This window comes from Nonomuraea mangrovi (assembly GCF_042681425.1).
Lineage (GTDB): Bacteria > Actinomycetota > Actinomycetes > Streptosporangiales > Streptosporangiaceae > Nonomuraea > Nonomuraea mangrovi.
The window spans coordinates 95459-113331 of record NZ_JBHUFV010000105.1; the positions used below are offsets into that span (position 1 = coordinate 95459).

The following is a 17873-nucleotide window of genomic DNA, read 5'->3' on the forward strand; positions in this document are numbered from 1 at the left end:
GCCGTGGCTCAGGCCGTTCCCAGGGACTTCTTGAGGAAGTCCACCTGGAGCAGCAGCAGGTTCTCCGCGACGACCTCCTGCGGCGTCATGTGGGTGACGCCCGACAGCGGCAGCACCGTGTGCGGGCGGCCGGCCGACAGCAGCGCCGAGGACAGGCGCAGGGTGTGGGCGGCCACCACGTTGTCGTCGGCCAGGCCGTGGATCAGCAGGAGCGGGCGGTCCAGCTTGGCGGCGTCGGCGAAGAGCGACGACTGGTCGTACACCTCCGGCTGGGCGGCGGGGTCGCCGAGGTAGCGCTCGGTGTAGCACGTGTCGTACAGCCGCCAGTCGGTCACCGGCGCGCCCGCGACGGCCGCGTGGAAGACGTCGGGGCGGCGCAGGACGGCCAGTGCCGACAGGTAGCCGCCGAACGACCAGCCGCGGATCGCGACCTTCGACAGGTCGAGGTCGTCGGGGTACTGCTGGGCGACGCCCTGGAGCGCGTCGATCTGGTCGTCGAGGACGGGCGTGGCCAGGTCGTTGAGGACAGCGCGCTCGAAGGCGGGGCCGCGTCCCGGCGTGCCGCGGCCGTCGACGACGACGACGGCGAAGCCCTGCTCGGCGAACCACTGGCTGGTGAGGTACATGCTCTGGGCGGCGAGGACGCGCTGGGCGTGCGGCCCGCCGTACGGGTCGAGGAGAACGGGCAGCTTGCGCGAGCCCGGCTCGTGCCACGAGGGGAAGACGACGGCCGTCGACAGCTCGCGGGCGCCCGCGCGGCCGAGGTGGACGCGCAGGTCGAGGCCGGGGCGCTCGGCCAGGGACGGGATCGGGATGGTCATGCCGCTGGGCAGGACGACCGTGGTGGAGACGCCCTCGTTCTCGAGCGACTGCTCGGTCAGCACGCCGACGCCGCCGGACAGGCGCCCCGAGTAGACGCCCGAGGCGGTGGAGACGGGCATGAGGGAGTGGCCGTCCCACGTCCAGAGCTGGATCTCGGTCGGGTCGCCGCTCGCCCTGAACAGGACGGTGTCGCGGTCGACGTCGAGCACGTCGCGCACCTGCAGCGTGGGCGGCGTGACGGCGCGGTCGCCGACGAACAGCCGGCGGCCGCCCTCGTCGGCGGCGACCCACACCAGGGAGCCGTCGTCGAGGTGGCCCGGCACGCCGGTCACGACGTCGACCCACGCCTCGTCGGTGTCCTCGCGCAGCAGGGTGGAAGCGCCGGTCGCGGGGTCCACGGCGAACAGGCGCAGCGACTTCTGGTCGCGGGACATGGTCACGATCGACAGCGCGTGGGCGTCCCACGTGGCGGTGGTGAGGTACTCGTCCTCGAACGGCACCGCGATCCGGGAGCCGTCCAGGCCGATGACGTAGAGCTCGGTGCTCGCGTTGGCCGTGCCCGCCGACGGATACCTCTGCGGTACGGCGGGGCGGTCGGGGTTGGCGGGGTCGGCGATGTACCAGGTCTGGACGGGCGCCTCGTCGGCCCGCTCGACCAGGAGCGCGTCGCCGCCCGGCGACCACCAGTAGCCGCGGAAGCGGTCCATCTCCTCGGCGGCGATGAACTCGGCCAGGCCGTAGGTGACGGTGTCGGCCTCGGGAACGGCGAGGGCGCGGTCCTCGCCGGTGGCGAGGTCGTGGACGTGCAGGCCGCCCCCGGTCACGTAGGCGACGTGCCGCCCGTCGGGCGAGACGCGGGGGTCGATGACCGCGCCCGGCGTCTCCAGCCGCCGGGTGGCGCCCGTGGCCACGTCGGTGACGTACAGGCCGCCGGACAGGGCGAACGCGGCCGTCGTGACGGCGGAGTCGGTGGCGTAGGCGACGACGCCGCCCGCCTGCTCCCTGGTGCGCTCGCGGCGGGCGCGCTCCTCCGGTGGGAGGTCCTCCTCCTCGGCGTCGAGGGCGCGCGGGTCGACGAGCAGGCGTTCGACGTGGGTGGCGGTGTCGAGCTCCCACAGGCAGGTCACCGGGTCGGTGCCGGACTGCGTGCGCAGGAAGAGGACGCGGGCGCCGTCGGGGGAGATCGTGAAGCCCCTGGGCACTCCGAGGGTGAACCGGCGGGTCCTTGCGTGCAGGCGCGGGAAGCTCTCACTCATAAGCCCCCATCTTGCCAGGTGAGACGGCCGGTCCGCGCGGCCGTACCGGCCCGCGGGGCGACCCGTCGTGCCCCTGCCGCCGGGCGCCTGGCGGACGTCCCCGAGCGGCTCCCCGCACCGGCCGCGCCTCGGTGGTGCGCGGGAGAGGACCGGGTCGTGGAATACGCTCGGGGCATGAGTGATCGACGGCTGATGCTCGTCCACGCCCACCCCGACGACGAGACGATCGGGACCGGCGCCACCATGGCGAAGTACGCCGCCGAAGGGGCGCGCGTCACGCTCGTCACCTGCACGCTGGGCGAGGAAGGCGAGGTCATCCCGCCGGCGCTGGCCCACCTGGCGCCCGACAGGGACGACGCGCTCGGCCCGTACCGCATCGGCGAGCTCGACGCCGCGTGCAAGGCGATGGGCGTCGACGACCACCGCTTCCTCGGCGGTCCCGGCAGGTGGCGCGACAGCGGCATGATGGGCGTCGCGGCCAACGACCGGCCCAACGCCTTCTGGCAGGCCGACCTCGAGGAGGCCGCCGGAGAGCTGGTGAAGATCGTTCGCGAGGTGCGGCCGCAGGTCATGGTCACCTACGACGAGAACGGCTTCTACGGTCACCCCGACCACATCCAGGCCCACAGGGTGGCGTGGCGGGCCTTCGAGCTGGCCGCCGATCCGCGCTTCGGCGAGGGCGAGCCATGGCGGGTCGCCAAGTTCTACTACACGGCCGTGGCCAGGTCCGTCATGCTCAGGACGGCCGAGGAGATCGACGGGGCGGATGTCGCCTTCGTCGCCGAGAACGTCGACGACGTGCCCTTCGGCTGCCGGGACGACGCGATCACGACCGAGGTGGACGCCAGGCCCTACCTGGTCAACAAGCTGGACGCGATGCGCGCGCACGCGACGCAGATCATGGTCGACCCGCCCTGGTTCGCGCTGTCCAACAACATCGGGCAGGAGGCGTTCGGGGTGGAGCACTTCATCCTGCGCAGCGGGGTCATGGGCGCGACCTCGCCGAGCGCGCCCGTGGAGGCGGGCGGGCTCGGCGAGCCCCACACCCTTGAGAAGGACCTGTTCGCCGGCATCCACTAACCTCCTCCGTTATGGAGCAACGCAGCCACGCCGAGTCCGCGCTGGCGGGGGCCGCCTACGGCATGCTGGTCGTGCTGGGCGTCGTCCTCGGAGTGGTGGGCGGGTTCACCCACGCGTGGTACGTGGGCCCGTCGTGGCCGCTGGCCGCGATCGCCTGGGTGCCCGCCATGTTCGGAGTGTGTTTCTGGGCGGGCCGGATGATGCGCTCCAAGCTCGGCGCTTCGGCGGTGGCGATCGGGTGGCTGCTGGTGTCGATGGTGTTCTCGCTGAAGCGGGCGGCGGGAGATCTGGTGATCGCCGGTGATTCCGCCGGGTTCGTCTACCTCTACGGGGCGATGGTGGCCGTGGTGGTCGCCGTCCTGCTCTCGCCCTCGTCGGGCGGCACGTGGCTGCTCAGGGGGTACGAGACGCGCAGCCCGGTGACGCCGCAGGGTCAGGTGCCGCAGGGTCAGATGCCGCAGGAGGGCCCGGTGGCCCAGCAGGGTCAGGTGACGCCGCAGCCCCCGCCGACGGTCGACGGGGGCCGCTGACGACCGCTGGTTTTACGGAGTCGTCCCAGGGGTGGGCGTCGGGGTCGGAGTCGGGGTCGGCTGGGGCGCCCCGTCGCCGTCGCCGTCGCCGGTCGGTGTCGTGGTCGGGCAGGCGACGATGGTGGGGGTCGCCGCCAAGGGGGTCGCCACGAGCGGAGCCGTGGCCGGGGTGGTGGCCGGGGTGGTGGCCGGGGTGGTGATCGGGGTGGCAGCCGGAGGCGTGACCGTCCCCGGCGGTACCGCGGCCGGCGTGGTGCCGCCCGTGCCGCCGTCCGTAGGGGCGATCCCGGCCGAGGGGGCGGGGGTGCACGTGACGTAGACCGTGGCGGTCGGCGCGGGCGTGATCGTGGTGGTCGGGCCCGCCGTGACCGTGGTGGTCGCCGTCGCGGTGGCGGTGACGGTCGTGGTGGCGCTCACCGTGGTCGTGGCGTTGACCGTGGTCGTCGCGCCGACCGTCACGGTGGCCGAAGGGGCCGCCGACGCCGTCACCGTGGCCGTCGCCGAGGGGGTGGCGGTGGCGGTGACCGTACGGGTGGGCCAGGGCAGCACCTTGAGCGAGACCGCGGCCTTACCGCTCTTCTTGTAGGTCCCCTTGCCCAGCTTCGTGGAGGTCTTGCCCGCGCCGGTGGTCACAGGGAGCGAACTGGTGGACGTCCTGCAGGACTTGCCCTTGCAGACCTTCTGCTTCACAGTGAAGCGAGCCGCTCCGCCGTAGGTGACGGAGACATCGAGGTACGCGACGCCCTTCTTGCTCACGACCTTGGTGGTCGCCGTGTACTTGGCGGCGGTCGACGTCGGTGTGGGCGTGGGGGAGGGGCTGGTGGAAACGGGTAACTCCAGCCGGTCAGCCGTGGGGGTGTCGGTTGCCGAGGAGGTCTGGGTGACGGCGAGGCCGCCGACGGTGGCCAGCGCCATGGTGCACACCAGGGCGGCCAGAATGATGAATCTCATGATCCTGCTCTTGGGGGAGATTTCAGGACGGGGATCATTATTCCGATTTGTCAAGTTCGGTCAAGGGTGAGACGCATGGAGAGGCGCCACCGGATCCGGAGGATCGCGAACTTCGTCAACCTTTCCACTCCTCTCGGCCTGCTGATCTCCGCGGTCGGCGGGGCGACGAGAAAGAGCGGCCCCAACGGCCTCATTCTCGCGTACGGCTACCGCTACGGCTTCCCCATCGCGGGCGCCTTCACCGTCGGGAACGTCGTCGTGACCAAGCACCCCGAGTCCTACCTCACGGGCAGGCTCCTCGACCACGAGGGGCGGCACGCGACCCAGTGGGCCTGGTGCGTCGGCCTGCCCATGCTCCCGCTCTATCTCCTCTCCCTCGGCGCGTCCATGCTGATCTGCGGCGATCAAGCCGCCTACAACCCCTTTGAGCGCCTGGCGGGCCTCGAAGACGGCGGATACCCCCGTAGATCGCCACGGTGGCGGAGGAATAGATCGCTCCCTGAGGGGATCAAGAAGGTGAGTGAGTGACCCGTCACCCAGGGGAGCGCCCATGTCACAGACCACCCAGCGGACAGCCCCCGTCCGGCCCGCCACCTTCGCCGACCGTCTGACCGCACCGCTCCCGGCCTTCCGCGAGCTGCTCAGCGTCACCTGGCACGGCGGGCTACGGGCGAACATCGGCGACATCGACCAGATCCCGGTGCTCAGGGGCGGGACACCGCAGGCCACGGGCACGGTGGTCACCTGGGTGGGTCACGCCACCTTCCTGCTGCGGGTCAACGGCCTGACGATCCTCACCGACCCCGTGTGGTCCCGCAAGATCCCCGGGGTACGGCAGCGCCTCACCCCACCCGGTGTCGCGTGGAGCGACCTGCCCAGGATCGACGCCGTGGTGATCAGCCACAACCACTACGACCACCTCGACGCCCCCACGATCAGGCGGCTGCCGAGGAGCACGCCGATGTTCGTGCCCGCCAACCTCGGCCGCTGGTTCACCAGACGGGGATTTCGCGACGTCACCGAGCTCGACTGGTGGGAGAGCGCCACGCTGGGCGAGGTGAGCTTCGACTTCGTCCCCGCCCATCACTGGAGCCGGCGCACGCTCTGGGACACCTGCAAGTCGCTGTGGGGCGGCTGGGTGATCGACAAGTCGATCTACTTCGCCGGTGACACCGCGTACGGCCCGCGCCTGGCCGAGATCGGCGAGCGCTTCCCCTTTCTGGACCTGGCGCTGATGCCCGTCGGCGCGTACGAGCCGCGATGGTTCACCAAGGGCAACCACGTCAACCCGCCGGAGGCCGTACAGGCGTGTCTCGACGTGGGCGCGCGGCGGATGGCGACCATGCACTGGGGGACGTTCGTGCTGTCCGGCGAACCCCTCCTGGAGCCCGTACGGCTGGCCCGCGCGGCGTGGGAGGCGCGCGGCCTGCCCCGCGCCGACCTCTGGGACCTGGCGGTGGGGGAGTCGCGCGTCCTCACGGCGTGAGCGTCAGCGTGTGCTTCGCGGCCTTCCTGATCGAGTCGAGCGTGGAGTTCATGGGCGTGGTCCGCCCGTCGGCCCACAGCGGCGCCTGGTCCCAGTAGGTGTCGTGGAAGGCGTGGCCTGAGGCGCCGGTCAGGTTGATCCAGCGGGACTTGTCCATGTCGGCCAGGTCGACGACCATGCGCATCGAGGGGACGGCGGTGATGGCGTAGTCGTTCTGGATGTTCCAGCCCGTGGCGTTGACCGCGTCCTTGTTGCCCGGCGAGCCGAACGGGCCGCGGTTGAACAGCGACTCGATCGGGCCGATGCCCGACGTGCCGAAGGTCTGGTTGGTCAGCGTGAGCGCGTGCAGGTCGCCCCACCGCCACGCCTTGACGTCAGGGCCGAGCAGTGTGGCCAGCTCGTGGTGGGCGTCGGCCATCGCGGCGCGCAGGATGTCGTCGCGGGTCTCGGTGAGGTTCCTGGTCGTCACGTCGTCCCAGAACGGGTCGTCGGGACGCTCCAGCAGGTTCCGCACGACCTCGTACCACCGGTCGCCGCCCGTGGGCCTGGCCGCCTCCGGCAGCTCGTCGTTGAAGGTGGCGATGAGCAGGTGCCGCCAGACCGCGTTGAAGTAGGCGGCGGGGGCCGAGTCGAGGCCCTGCGAGCCGTCCCAGCCGCGCAGCAGCGCCTGGGCGTCGGCGCTGGGTCCCGCGAGTCCGACCTTCAGCAGTTCGGGGACGAGGACCTCGGCGAGGCCGTTGTGGGAGTCCATCTGGATGCGGCTCATGGCGTCGGCGTCGATCTTGCCGGCCTTGGTCGCCTGCTCGACGCGGTCGGCGATGCGCTTGGCGCGGTAGCCGTACGACCAGTCCCTGGTGAGGAGCGGCTGGTAGCGGTCCGGGTTGATGACCGCGTTGTTGGCGGTGACCACGAAGCCGTCGGCGGGATCGGAGACGCTGGGCAGCCGGTCGTAGGGAATGGCGCCCTTCCACTCGTACTCACCGGTCCAGCCGGGGACGGGCCAGGTGCCGTCGCCTCTGGCGCGCACCGGGATGCGCCCTGGCGCCTGGTAGCCGATGGTGCCCTCGGTGTCGGCGTACACCAGGTTCTGCGCGGGCACGTCGAACAGCGAGGCGGCGGCGCGGAACTCGTGCCAGTCGCCCGCCTCGTTCAGATCGAAGATGGCCTCGGCGGCGGTGCCGGGGGTGAGCGCGGTCCACTGTAAAGCGACGGCGTTGGCTTCGCCCGACGGCTTGACGCTGCCCATCACCTCGTTCATGAGCGGCCCGTGCCTGGTCCTGCGCACCTTGATCGTCACGGGTTCGCCACCGGCGACCTTGATCTGCACGTCCTTGGTCTCCAGCGGGAGCCACTGGTCCCTGTAGAGGTAGGTGTCGTCCTTGACCTTTTCCATGAAGAGGTCGGCGACGTCGGGGCCCAGGTTGGTGAACCCCCATGCGATCTTGTCGTTGTGTCCGATGATGACGCCGGGCACGCCGGAGAACGTAAACCCAGTCACGTCATACGCGCATTTTTCCGATTTTGTACGGCAATGCAGCCCGGCCTGGTACCAAACCGAGGGCATCTGCGCGGACAGGTGCGGATCGTTGGCGAGCAGCGGCTTGCCCGACGTCGTGTGCTCGCCCGAGACCACCCACGAGTTCGACCCGATCCCGTCATGCTCCTCGGTCCCCATCAGGTCGGGCACCCGGCTCAGCGCCTCGGCCGCGCCGGTGAGCACCGCCGAGCCCTCGCCCAGCCGCGGCTCGCTCCGCTGGTCGAACCGCCCCTCCGCGATGGTGCCCTGTGTCACGATCGCCGGGTTCCTGTCGAACGGGTAGCCGGGGAAGAGCTGGTTGACCCGCTCCCTCGGCAGCCTGGTGGCGGCGAGCGCGCGGTCGATCTCGTCGTCGAGGTTGGAACGCAGGTCCCACGCCATCGCCTTCAGCCATGACACCGAGTCGAGCGGGGTCCACGGCTCCGGGGTGTAGCCGGAGTTCTGCAGCTTCAGGACGGAGTACTCGAGGCTGCGGTCCGAGGCGTTCGGATGCTCCTTGAGGTAGGCGTTGACGCCCTTGGCGTACGCGTCGAGGTAGCGCTTGGTGCGGTCGGTGAGATTCGCCAGCTCCTGCTCGGCCACCTCCCGCCAGCCCATGGTGCGGATGACCTTGTCCTCGGTCAGCGTCGCCTTTCCGAACAGCTCCGACAGGCGCCCCGCCGTGACGTGGCGGCGGAAGTCCATCTCCCAGAAGCGGTCCTGGGCGTGGACGTAGCCCTGGGCCATGAACAGGTCCTCGGAGGTGTCGGCGTAGATCTGCGGGATGCCCCACGCGTCGCGGTACACCTCCACCTTGCCGGTCAGGCCAGACAGCTTGATCGTGCCATCGACCTGCGGAAACGACTGCCGCGCGATCCACACGCCCACGGCCGCGAGGACCAGGGCGAGCGCCAGGAGCACGCTCAGTGCCCTCGCGAGCCAACGCAGCGGCCATGGCAACCACGCATAGGGCCTGAACCTCACGAAGACCTCCCTCTGGCCTGCTTCGCACCAAGTGTCGCAGCCCTTTCACGGCGCGACGACTCAGATCACGTCGCGTGACGGACAGATCGCGATCATGAGATGGAGGAGGGGGCGGAAGCCGGGAGAGGCAGGGTCAGGCCCAGGTCTGGCCGTCGGGGGTGTCGGCCACCTTCACGCCGAGTTCGGCCAGCTCGCCACGCAGCCGGTCGGCCGCGTCCCAGTCCCGCGCCTGCCTGGCCCGCGCCCGCTGCTCGAGCAGCTCGGCCGCGCCGGGAGGCAGCACCCGCGCCTTCCCGATCTCCGTCGACAGGTCCAGCCCGAGCACCTGGTCCAGGTGCAGGAACGACTCGAACTTCGAGCCGGGCGCCACCGACTCGTCCCTCTCCAGCTCCCGCAGCGCCCGCAGGGCCGACGGTGTGTCGAGATCGTCGTCGAAGGCGGCCTCCGCGCGCCGTACCCACTGCTCGGCCATGGGCGCGCTGGGCGACTCGGCCCACTCCGCGACCCTGGCCCGCCACCGCCGCAGCGTGCGGTCGGCCGCGCGCAGGGTGTCCCACGTGAGGTTCATCTGGTGGCGGTAGCGGTGCTCCATGAACGCCAGCCGTACCGCCAGCGGATCGAGTCCCTCGGCGGCCACGTCCTGCAGCAGCACCACGTTGCCCGTCGACTTGGCCATCTTGCGCCCGTCGAACAGCAGGTGCTCGCCGTGCACCCACCGGCGCACCACCTCGTGTCCCGCGGCGGTGTCGGACTGGGCGCGCTCGTTCTCGTGGTGGGGGAAGCGCAGGTCGATGCCGCCGGTGTGGATGTCGATGTGGTCGCCGAGGTAGCGCAGGGACATGGCCGAGCACTCGACGTGCCAGCCGGGGAAGCCGCGCCCGCCCCAGGGGGTGTCCCAGGCCAGCTCGCGGTGGGAGTGCTTCCACAGGGCCCAGTCGGCGTGGAACCGCTTGCGGTGGTCGACGCCCTCCACCCGGTGTCCGGGCTTGAGCGCGTCAAGCCGGTTTCCCGAAATCTCCCCGTACGGAGGGAAGGTCTCGGCGGCGAAGAACACCGACCCGTCCGGTACGGCGTAGGCGTGGCCCTTCTCCATGAGCTTGGCGATCAGCTCGATCATGAGGTCAATGGACTCGGTGGCGCGCGGGGTGTGCTCGGGCGGGCGCAGGTTGAGGGCGGCGGTGTCGCGGCGGAAGGCGTCCTCGTAGGAGCGGGCGATGTCAAGGGTGGAGCGTCCCTCGGCCCGGGCCTGCAGGACTATCTTGTCCTCGCCGATCTCGGCGTCGTCGACGAGGTGGCCGACATCGGTGATGTTCTGGCAGACGAGCATGCGGACCCGCTGGCGTTCCATCACCCTGCGGACGAGGTCGGACAGGAGGTAGGAACGCAGGTTCCCGACGTGCGCGGACCGGTAGACGGTCGGACCGCAGGTGTACATCCTGAGGGCCCTGGTCGGAGCGATGTCCTCCAGCCGCCTGGTGCGCGTGTCGTAGATCCGCAACATGAAACGAGCCTAGTCCGGTCCCCTCGTGCGCCTGAAGCCCCGGCCGCGGGGACCGGGGCTTCAGGCGCAGGAAGGTCGGCTAGCCCGCGACGAGGGAGCCCTGCTCGGAGGCGGGCCACGGCGCGGGACGCGCCCGCAGGTACCAGTCGAGAATCCGCTCACCGGTCTGGAACTCGACGTCGTGGTGGGCGCGGATGTGCTGGAGCGCCTGCTCGAAGTACGTCAGGCGATGCGGGGCGCCCATGATGTAGGGGTGCACGACCAGCGCCATCACCCTGGCCGAGTCGGCGGAGTCCTTGTAGAGCTGGTCGAACTGGTCGACCGCCCGCTGGAAGTACTCCCTGGCCGGATGATGCTGGATCAGCATCATGGCGACGTCGTTGCACTCCTGGGTGTAGGGGATGTTCACGATGGGCGAGGTGCGGGTGGCCAGTTCGACCGGCTGGTCGTCCAGGACCCAGTCGCACACGTACTCGTATCCCTCTTCGACGAGGATGTCGGGCGTCTCCCAGGTCTCGGTCAGCCCAGGCCCCAGCCAGCCGCGGGGACGGGCCCCGGTCGCGGCCTCGATCGCCCGCGTGGTGGCCCGGATGTCCGCGCGCTCGTCCTCGACCTTCTGCATGTTCTTCTGCGTGAACCCGTGGCCGATGAACTCCCAGCCACGCTCTCGCGCCGCTCCGGCGATCTGCGGATAGTGCTCGACGGCCTGGCCGTTGATCGCCAGCGAGGCCGTCACCCCCTGGCGGTCCAGTGCCGCGAGCATGCGCCAGAAGCCGACGCGGTTGCCGTACTCGTGCCAGGCCCAGTTGGGGATGTCGGGAGCGGGGATGCCGCCCGCAGGAGGGGTGAGGACGGTTCTCGGCATGGGGTCGGTGTCGGACCACGTCTCCACGTTGACGATGACCCAGACCACCATGCGCTTGCCGTCAGGCAGCCGGAGGGCGGGGCGGCCTTCGATGGGGTCGTAGTCAAGCCGTTCGCTGGGACGCATGGGTCTCTCCTTCGCTGATGGTCACGGTCAGGGCGGGCAGGCCGGTGATCTCGACGTGAATGCGGTCGCCGGGCACCACGGGGGCGACACCGGCCGGCGTCCCGGTGTAGATCAGGTCGCCGGGCATCAGCCGGTAGGACCGCGACAGGTGGCTGATGACCTCCGGGACGTCCCAGATCATCAGCTTCAGGCTCGTGTGCTGCCGCTGCCGGCCGTTGACGCTCAGCCGCAGCTCCCCCGACAGGGTGGAGCCGGCCTCCTCGACGGGGAGGATCGTGCCGCAGGGCGCCGAGTGGTCGAAGGACTTGCCGGCCTCCCAAGGTTGTGCCAGGTCACGGCAGTCACGCTGCCGGTCCCGCCGCGTCAGGTCGATGCCGGCGGCGAACCCGAAGACGTGCGCGGACGCCTCTTCCACGCTGATCCAGGATCCGGCCGTGCCGATGGCGACGACCAGCTCGCCCTCGAACTGCAGATCGCCGGTCTGGGGCGGGTAGGGGACCGAGGCGCCGTCGGGGACGACGGCGTCGGCGGGCTTCTGGAAGAAGAACGGGTCGTCGCGCTCGTCGCCCTCCCGCATCTCGCGGATGTGGTCCAGGTAGTTGCGCCCGACGCAGTAGACGCGGCGGACGGGAAAGGCCTCCGGTCTTCCGCTGACGGGAACGGTGGTGGGGGCGAGCGGCCAGAGCATGGATTCGGTCATGATCAGAGTTCCTGGGATGAGGTGGTCGTGCTGAACCCTTGCGGGCGAAGAGCGAGGGCGAGGAGGCCGCCGACGACCGAGAGGCCGACGATCTGCACCATGCCCGCGGTGACCCAGCCGGTGGCCGAGATCAGGCTGCTGAAGAGGAGGCCTGCCACGCCGGCGGCGACGTAGACGCACGTGACGAACAGGCCTGCCGCGCGGCCGACCAGCTCGCCGTCGACGGACTTGACGAGATAGCTGGCCGCGACCACGTACACGCCGCTGCTCGCGAAGAGCCCGAACAGGAACGAGAAGGTCGCCTGCCAGGCCGTCGAGGCGGGCCCGAGGAAGAGCGCGCATCCGCACGCGGCCACCCCGGCGTTGAGCACCGGAAGCACGATCCTGGGGCTCAACCGGTCGGCCAGGTGGCCGCCGAGCGGGGAGGCGAACGCCGCCAGCCCGGACAGCCCGATGACGAACCCGGCCCCGCCGGGGGTGTAGCCGAGCTGTCCGCGCAGGTAGCTGGCGAACAGGCCGATGAAGGCGAAGTCGGCGAGGCCGAAGAGCGCGATGATGACGGCGAGCACGAGAGGGTTGCGGGACAGGAGGGTCCGGGCGCCGCCGACGTGCCGAGCCACACCGGCCACCTGGTCCGCCTCGGTGAGCCGTGGCGACACCAGCACCAGGATGGCCAGCGCCAGCGCGATGCCGATCGCGCCGTAGGCCAGCATCGGCGCCCGCCAGGTGCCGAAGTGTTCCAGCAGGCCGCTGCCCAGCGCGGGGCCGATGACCGACCCCGCGGCGAAGGCCATGTTGACGCTGCCGATCGCCACTCCGCGGCGGGCGGGGAACGCGCTCGACGCCACCGCGATGATCATCGCGAGCTGGAGCGCCTCGCCGACCCCGGACAGCACGCGCCACAGCAGCATGTCGGCGAATCCGGCGGAGGCCGCGGTCATGGCGGTCGCGATGGAGAACACGACGGTGCCGACGACGATCGTCTGCTTGCGTCCGAGCTTGCGTTGCAGGTACCCGGCGGGCAACCCCGCCAGGCCCATGCCGAGGGCGAACACGGTGGCCTGCAGTCCCGCGGCCTCGAGGCTGAAGCCGTACTCGGCGCGGACCTCGACGAGCAGGATGGGAAAGACCATGCGGTCCATGGCGTTGACGGTGTAGGCCAGCAGTAGCAGGCCGAACATCGCGACCGCGACGCCGGGCGCCAGGGTTTGCCTCGACGGGGGTGAGAGGGGGATGGAGGCGGCGTTCATTGCAGACTCCCTTCGTCTGCGGGCGTGGACGAACCCGGGCCGGGGTGGAACGGGTCGATGGTGGGGGTGGCGGGCCAGTGCCAGTCGCCGGCCGCGGCGGCCCTGCGCAGCAGCGCGTCGCGCCGGGCCGCGGCCATGACGACGGGGTCGATCTCGTCGTCGGCCGGGACGAGCCGTCCGTGGCGCTTGAGAACGCGGCCGTCGGCGATGACGGTGTCGATGTTGTCGATCTGGCCCGTGTAGACCAGCGCCTCGACCGGATCTCCCGAGGGGACCAGGTTGACGTCCGACGAGCGGAGGATCACGAGGTCGGCTCGCTTGCCCGGGGTGATCGACCCGATGGTGTCGTGGAGTCCGAGGTCCTTGGCGCCGTCGATCGTCGCCAGCCGGAGCAGCCTGCGCGGAGTGATCACGGGGGAGCCGGTGCGCGCGGCCTCCACCGAGATGATCGCGCGCAGGTGCCCGAGGATGTCCGCGCTGGTGGGCATGGCCAGGGTGTCCAGGGAGAGTGACACCTGGACCCCGGCTTCGAGCAGCTCCGTGAGCAGCGGGAAGCCCATCGTCCTCATCTCGGTGAGCGGGCTCAGCGACACCCGGGTCCGCGTGCGGGCCAGCGCCTCGATGTCGTGGTCGTCGGCGTGCACCGCGTGGATGACCTGCACGTCCTCGCCCAGCAGGCCGAGCCGTTCGAGCCGGACGAGCCCGCAGCTCCTGCAGTTCTCCTCCCGCAGGCAGCGATCGCAGTGCATGGTGATCGGCAGGCCCAGCGAGCGCGCCGTCGCCCATTCGCGCTCGTACACCTCGGGAGGGGTCCGGTACGGCCCGCGCAGGGCGACGCCGAAGTCCAGCCGCCCGTCGAGGTGGTCGTCGCTCCAGCGTTCCCTCAGCCTCGCGAGATCGTCCAGGTCGTTGGTGCGGTCGGACGGCGCCGAGTCGGGGGGACCATAGGAGAAGCGTCCCCGCAGGCCGGAGTCCAGGTGCGCCTGGATGTTGGCGTCGGCGTCCCGGGGCCCGCGGACGTTGTGGTCGAAGTTGTGCACGGTGGTGATGCCGCCGTTGACGGCCTCGGCCAGCCCGAGACGGGCCGCCCAGTAGAAGTCGTCCAGCTCGAAGTGCGAGGCGAGCGCGCGCTTGACGGTGAAGTAGTCGGTTCCCGGCCGGTCGCCGACCGTGCCGCGCAGGAGCGAGTTCCACAGGTGCCAGTGGGTGTCCACGAAGCCGGGCAGCGTGATCGTCCCGGCGGCCTCGATGACCTGGACGTCGTCGGGCGCACGCTCACCCGCGTGCGGGCCGACCTCGATGATCTCGCCGTCGCGGACGAGGACGTCGGCCTGTGGAACGTCGCCGACGGCGGGATCCATCGAGACCACATGGGTGCCTGCGATGAGCAGGTCGTGTCGTTGGCGCATGGTTACCTCAAGAAGAGTGCGATGGACAGCACGAGGCCGAATCCGACGATGAGCCTGCGCAGGTGGCGGGGCGGCACGCGCCGGGCGAGCACCACCCCGCTCCTCCCGCCGGCGAGCCCGGCCAGCGACATGACGGCGACGGGGATCCACTCCACCGGGCCGAACGCGCTGAAGCAGAGCGCGGAGACGAGACCGACGACCAACGACAGGGCGCTCTTGAGCGCGTTGAGCCGGTGCAGGTTCTCGCTCATGAACGTGCCCAGGACGGCCAGCATCATGACCCCGAGCCCCGCGGCGAAGTAGCCGCCGTACACGGAGACCACGAACTGGCCGGCCAGGAGCCCTCGCCCGCCGGCCGCCCCCCGCGTACGGTCGAGCCGCCGCGCCACCACGTCCTGGGCGGCCAGAGTGACGACCGAGGCCAGGACCAGGTAGGGGACGACGGACGTGAACTGCTCCGCGGGCGCGCTGAGCAGGATCAGCGATCCGCACGCCGCGCCTGCGACGCTCACCGGGGCGAGCCGCCTGGCCGGCGGCCTCACCGCGGGCAGCTCGTCGCGGTAGCCGACGAGCCCGCCCAGGTAGCCGGGCAGGGTGGCCAGCGCGCTCGTGACGTTGGCCGCCACGGGTGAGTAGCCCATGGCCAGAAGCGCAGGGAAGGAGATCAGCGATCCGCCGCCTGCGATGCCGTTCACGGCGCCGGCCAGGAATCCTGCCGTGGCCAGGACGGTCACCTGCACGATGTCCAGCACGCTTCCCTCCCTTCCTGGAGACGTAGCCAAAGTATGCATTGCATGCAATGCATGTCAATGGGCGTGGCGACGGTTTGTATGCAACGTATACTGATCGCTATGGCGGCCTCTTACGACTCTCAGCCCGGCAGTGCCCACGCGGTGTACGTGGCCCTGCGCCACCGGTTCTCAGACGGCGAGTACGCGCCAGGCCAGCGGCTCACCGAAACGGCTCTGGCCACGGACCTGGGAGTCAGCAGGACGCCGGTGCGTGAGGCGCTCGGCCGCCTGCTGGCCGAAGGGCTCGTCATTCCCGCGGCCCGAGGGGTCGCCGTCGCGGCGTTGAGCCCGAGCGAGGCCCAGCACCTGTTCGTGCTGCGCGCCGACCTCGAAGCGCTGGCCGCGGAGCTGGCCGCCACCAGGCAGGCGAGGGGCCAGCTCGCCCCGGCCGAGGTCGACGCGCTGGACAGCGCCGTGGACCAGGTCGAGGCCGCCGTGGAGGCACGGGACGCCCGCGCGTCCGCACGGGCGAACCTGGCCCTGCACCGCGCCATCGGGGCGGCGGCGGGCAACCCGTTCCTCGAGGACGCCCTGCACCGGGTGTGGGACAGGATCGCGGTCACCACCGTGGCGAACCTCGACGATCCGCACTGGGCCGGCGCGATCACCGAGCAGCACAGGGCCATCGTGGCCGGCATCCGCGCCGGCCAGCCCGAGACCGCCAGGCAGGCCGCCAAGGCGCACATCGAGGCGGCCGGCCGCGCCTACAAGCCGGCCACCTGAAGCCGGCCCGGGTGGACCGGCCCGGGTGGACCGGTGCGGCCCCGGGGCCACAGGGTGAGCGGCTACTCGCCCAGGAAGGCCAGGATGTCCCGGTCGCCGCGCTCGCGCAGCCGCGCCAGGACCTCCTCGCGGGTCGCCGTCTCCGGCAGCCCCACCCTGGCCCCGATCAACCGCAGCCCCTCGGCGTCGGAGTCCACCGGAGCCGTGTACCCGATCAGGTGCAACGCCCTGTTCAACGGCCGCAGCGCCGGCTGGGCCGCGGGCAGGAACCGCGTCAACAGCTCCCCGCCGTCCGAGACCGTCAGGAACACGTGGTCACCCTCGGAAGCGTTGAACTCCGCCAGCACGTTCCTGATGGACCCCATCGTCGGCTGGTTGTGCCACGAGATCACCACGTCACCCGAAGGCGCGGACGCGGTCAGCGCGCCACCGGGAGCCATCCCCAGATGCGCGGCGAACCCCGTCGGCAGCGGCGACCCCGACCCGCGAAGGTGCTCGGCGTTGACGTCCACCCTGTGCCACCAGCGCCCGTCGCGTGACCTGAAGCACCGTCGCGTCTCGGAGACGTCCTTACGCGGCTGGTAGCCCGGCTGGTCGGGCGCGGCGACCCTGATCCAGCCGCGCTGCGACCGCTCGAACCCGGGACCGCCCGAGTAGGCGCGCACAGAGCTCTCGCTCACGTCGTACCTGGACGTCAGGTTGGCCACGATGGTGTTGACCGAGGCCTCGCCCCCCGCCCGCTCGATCTCCCTGGCGATCATCTCCCTGATCCCCAGGTACTCCTCGCCGCCCCACCGCGCCAGGCCGTACTTGTTGCGGTCGACCCTGTGGAAACGCGCGTCGGCCGTGAGCTGGTTGCGGATGCCGACGAGGCTGTAGTCCTCGCCGATCCGCTCCTGGATCTCCTCGGGCGTGAGCGCCTGCCCCGAGACGGCCAGCACCGCCTCCGCCTTCTCGTTCACGCTGCGCGGCCAGAGCATGACGTGCCCGTCGAAGACCCGCAGCTGGGGCACCGAGGCCAGCCACCGCTCGGCGACGTCCTCGCGGATGCCGAGCTGCGCCGTCATGGCGACCGCCTCGGCCATGACCCTGGGTCCCTCGGTGAACAGCTGCCTGGTCTTCTCACGCAGCTCGTCCACTCCGCCCGCGATCAGCCAGCCGTCGACCTGCTCGTAGCCGGTCAGCAGCGTCCTGACGAACCGCCACACCGGGATGCCGAGCGTGATCAGCTCCGTGCGGTGCCACGGCGCCGCGTCCGCCAGGTCATCGGCCGGTACGGCGGCGCCGAGCCGCCCTCGCAACCACGTGACGTGCGCGAGCAGCGGCCCCGCGTTAGGGGAGGCCAGCCATGCCTCCACGTGGTCGCGCAGGTCGCGCTCGATCTGCCTGATCCGCTCGCGGGTCACGGAGAAGCGCTGCGCGAGGTCGTCGAGCGTGGCCCGGTGCTCGGCGTAGACGCGGTCGCGGGCGATCGTGCGCTGCCGCTCGTCGACCGACACGAACAGCTCGTCCACAAGCTGGGGCAGCGCGACCGGTCTGACCTCGGCGACGGGTTCGAGCAGCCGTTCGAAGACGCCGGCGAACAGCTTGTGGACCACGTCACGGCCGAGCCCCTCGGGCGTGAGCTCGCTCTCGGCGGGGTCGGAGAACCTCAGCAGCGGCAGGATATCGCCTACCTGCAGATGCCCCCAGAAGGACACGGCCACATCGGCGAGACGGCCCGCGACGGCCTGCGCGCCGATGACGGCGCACGCCCGGTCCAGCGGGATCGACTGCCACCATGCTTCGGGCAGCTGAGGATCATCCGCGAGCGGTGCGATCTGGACGGGAGAGGTCCAGCGCAGGGGTGGCGCGAGGTCACTCAGGCTGAGATTCATTGGGGT

The 17873-nt window shown here is 71.0% G+C and carries 15 protein-coding genes; 5 read left to right on the forward strand and 10 right to left on the reverse strand.

Annotation, left to right across the window (positions count from 1 at the left end; genetic code table 11):
- Nucleotides 1-8: 8 nt before the first annotated feature.
- Nucleotides 9-2078: a S9 family peptidase gene (locus ACFSKW_RS52905; protein ID WP_379583176.1), complete on the reverse strand. Its 2070-nt coding sequence runs from the start codon at nt 2076-2078 to the stop codon at nt 9-11.
- Between the two features lie 174 nt (nt 2079-2252).
- Here ACFSKW_RS52905 and mshB point away from each other — a divergent pair, with 174 nt between their 5' ends.
- A complete protein-coding gene (gene mshB, locus ACFSKW_RS52910) occupies nt 2253-3158 on the forward strand; it encodes an N-acetyl-1-D-myo-inositol-2-amino-2-deoxy-alpha-D-glucopyranoside deacetylase (RefSeq protein ID WP_379583178.1) in 906 nt (301 codons plus the stop codon).
- Between the two features lie 11 nt (nt 3159-3169).
- Nucleotides 3170-3688, forward strand: a complete 519-nt coding sequence (locus ACFSKW_RS52915) for a DUF6113 family protein (RefSeq protein WP_379583180.1) — start codon at nt 3170-3172, stop codon at nt 3686-3688.
- Between the two features lie 12 nt (nt 3689-3700).
- On the opposite strand, the gene ACFSKW_RS52920 is transcribed toward ACFSKW_RS52915, so the two are convergent.
- Entirely contained in the window at nt 3701-4639 is a 939-nt protein-coding gene (locus ACFSKW_RS52920) for a hypothetical protein (protein ID WP_379583182.1), read from the reverse strand.
- Between the two features lie 75 nt (nt 4640-4714).
- Here ACFSKW_RS52920 and ACFSKW_RS52925 point away from each other — a divergent pair, with 75 nt between their 5' ends.
- The gene (locus tag ACFSKW_RS52925) at nt 4715-5167 is read left to right on the forward strand and encodes a hypothetical protein (RefSeq protein WP_379583184.1); all 453 of its coding nucleotides are present in this window, start codon (nt 4715-4717) and stop codon (nt 5165-5167) included.
- 22 nt (nt 5168-5189) lie between these two features.
- Entirely contained in the window at nt 5190-6125 is a 936-nt protein-coding gene (locus ACFSKW_RS52930) for an MBL fold metallo-hydrolase (protein ID WP_379583186.1), read from the forward strand.
- Here the strand turns inward: ACFSKW_RS52930 and ACFSKW_RS52935 are convergent.
- From ACFSKW_RS52935 to ACFSKW_RS52965, 7 genes are all read right to left on the reverse strand, one after another.
- Nucleotides 6115-8625: a penicillin acylase family protein gene (locus tag ACFSKW_RS52935; RefSeq protein ID WP_379583188.1), complete on the reverse strand. Its 2511-nt coding sequence runs from the start codon at nt 8623-8625 to the stop codon at nt 6115-6117. The genes ACFSKW_RS52930 and ACFSKW_RS52935 overlap by 11 nt on opposite strands.
- Nucleotides 8626-8758: 133 nt before the next feature.
- Nucleotides 8759-10126 carry a cysteine--tRNA ligase gene (gene cysS, locus ACFSKW_RS52940; RefSeq protein WP_379583189.1) on the reverse strand — a complete coding sequence of 456 codons (1368 nt, stop codon included), beginning with the start codon at nt 10124-10126 and terminating at the stop codon, nt 8759-8761.
- A 79-nt stretch (nt 10127-10205) separates the two neighbouring features.
- Complete coding sequence (locus ACFSKW_RS52945; protein ID WP_379583191.1) at nt 10206-11117, reverse strand: polysaccharide deacetylase family protein; 912 nt, start codon at nt 11115-11117, stop codon at nt 10206-10208.
- Nucleotides 11095-11817, reverse strand: a complete 723-nt coding sequence (locus tag ACFSKW_RS52950; protein WP_379583193.1) for a fumarylacetoacetate hydrolase family protein — start codon at nt 11815-11817, stop codon at nt 11095-11097. Before ACFSKW_RS52950 ends, ACFSKW_RS52945 begins: the two co-directional genes overlap by 23 nt.
- Nucleotides 11818-11819: 2 nt before the next feature.
- Complete coding sequence (locus tag ACFSKW_RS52955) at nt 11820-13067, reverse strand: MFS transporter (RefSeq protein WP_379583195.1); 1248 nt, start codon at nt 13065-13067, stop codon at nt 11820-11822.
- Complete coding sequence (locus ACFSKW_RS52960; protein WP_379583197.1) at nt 13064-14476, reverse strand: amidohydrolase family protein; 1413 nt, start codon at nt 14474-14476, stop codon at nt 13064-13066. The genes ACFSKW_RS52955 and ACFSKW_RS52960 overlap by 4 nt, the downstream gene beginning before the upstream one ends.
- A gap of 2 nt (nt 14477-14478) precedes the next feature.
- Nucleotides 14479-15228, reverse strand: coding sequence for a sulfite exporter TauE/SafE family protein (locus ACFSKW_RS52965; RefSeq protein ID WP_379583199.1), 750 nt, complete (start codon nt 15226-15228; stop codon nt 14479-14481).
- Between the two features lie 99 nt (nt 15229-15327).
- Between ACFSKW_RS52965 and ACFSKW_RS52970 the strand changes: the two genes are divergently transcribed.
- Nucleotides 15328-15990 (forward strand): GntR family transcriptional regulator, encoded by a 663-nt coding sequence (locus ACFSKW_RS52970; RefSeq protein ID WP_379583201.1) that lies wholly within the window; start codon nt 15328-15330, stop codon nt 15988-15990.
- 62 nt (nt 15991-16052) lie between these two features.
- Here ACFSKW_RS52970 and ACFSKW_RS52975 read toward each other — a convergent pair whose 3' ends face one another.
- Complete coding sequence (locus ACFSKW_RS52975; RefSeq protein WP_379583203.1) at nt 16053-17867, reverse strand: sigma factor-like helix-turn-helix DNA-binding protein; 1815 nt, start codon at nt 17865-17867, stop codon at nt 16053-16055.
- Nucleotides 17868-17873 lie beyond the last annotated feature (6 nt).

What these genes read in the sequence shown, in the direction of transcription:
- ACFSKW_RS52905 (WP_379583176.1), bottom strand. Translation starts at nt 2,078, where the DNA reads ATGAGTGAGAGCTTCCCGCGCCTGCACGCAAGGACCCGCCGGTTCACC.
- mshB (WP_379583178.1), top strand. Translation starts at nt 2,253, where the DNA reads ATGAGTGATCGACGGCTGATGCTCGTCCACGCCCACCCCGACGACGAG.
- ACFSKW_RS52915 (WP_379583180.1), top strand. Translation starts at nt 3,170, where the DNA reads ATGGAGCAACGCAGCCACGCCGAGTCCGCGCTGGCGGGGGCCGCCTAC.
- ACFSKW_RS52920 (WP_379583182.1), bottom strand. Translation starts at nt 4,639, where the DNA reads ATGAGATTCATCATTCTGGCCGCCCTGGTGTGCACCATGGCGCTGGCC.
- ACFSKW_RS52925 (WP_379583184.1), top strand. Translation starts at nt 4,715, where the DNA reads ATGGAGAGGCGCCACCGGATCCGGAGGATCGCGAACTTCGTCAACCTT.
- ACFSKW_RS52930 (WP_379583186.1), top strand. Translation starts at nt 5,190, where the DNA reads ATGTCACAGACCACCCAGCGGACAGCCCCCGTCCGGCCCGCCACCTTC.
- cysS (WP_379583189.1), bottom strand. Translation starts at nt 10,126, where the DNA reads ATGTTGCGGATCTACGACACGCGCACCAGGCGGCTGGAGGACATCGCT.
- ACFSKW_RS52945 (WP_379583191.1), bottom strand. Translation starts at nt 11,117, where the DNA reads ATGCGTCCCAGCGAACGGCTTGACTACGACCCCATCGAAGGCCGCCCC.
- ACFSKW_RS52950 (WP_379583193.1), bottom strand. Translation starts at nt 11,817, where the DNA reads ATGACCGAATCCATGCTCTGGCCGCTCGCCCCCACCACCGTTCCCGTC.
- ACFSKW_RS52955 (WP_379583195.1), bottom strand. Translation starts at nt 13,067, where the DNA reads ATGAACGCCGCCTCCATCCCCCTCTCACCCCCGTCGAGGCAAACCCTG.
- ACFSKW_RS52960 (WP_379583197.1), bottom strand. Translation starts at nt 14,476, where the DNA reads ATGCGCCAACGACACGACCTGCTCATCGCAGGCACCCATGTGGTCTCG.
- ACFSKW_RS52970 (WP_379583201.1), top strand. Translation starts at nt 15,328, where the DNA reads ATGGCGGCCTCTTACGACTCTCAGCCCGGCAGTGCCCACGCGGTGTAC.
- ACFSKW_RS52975 (WP_379583203.1), bottom strand. Translation starts at nt 17,867, where the DNA reads ATGAATCTCAGCCTGAGTGACCTCGCGCCACCCCTGCGCTGGACCTCT.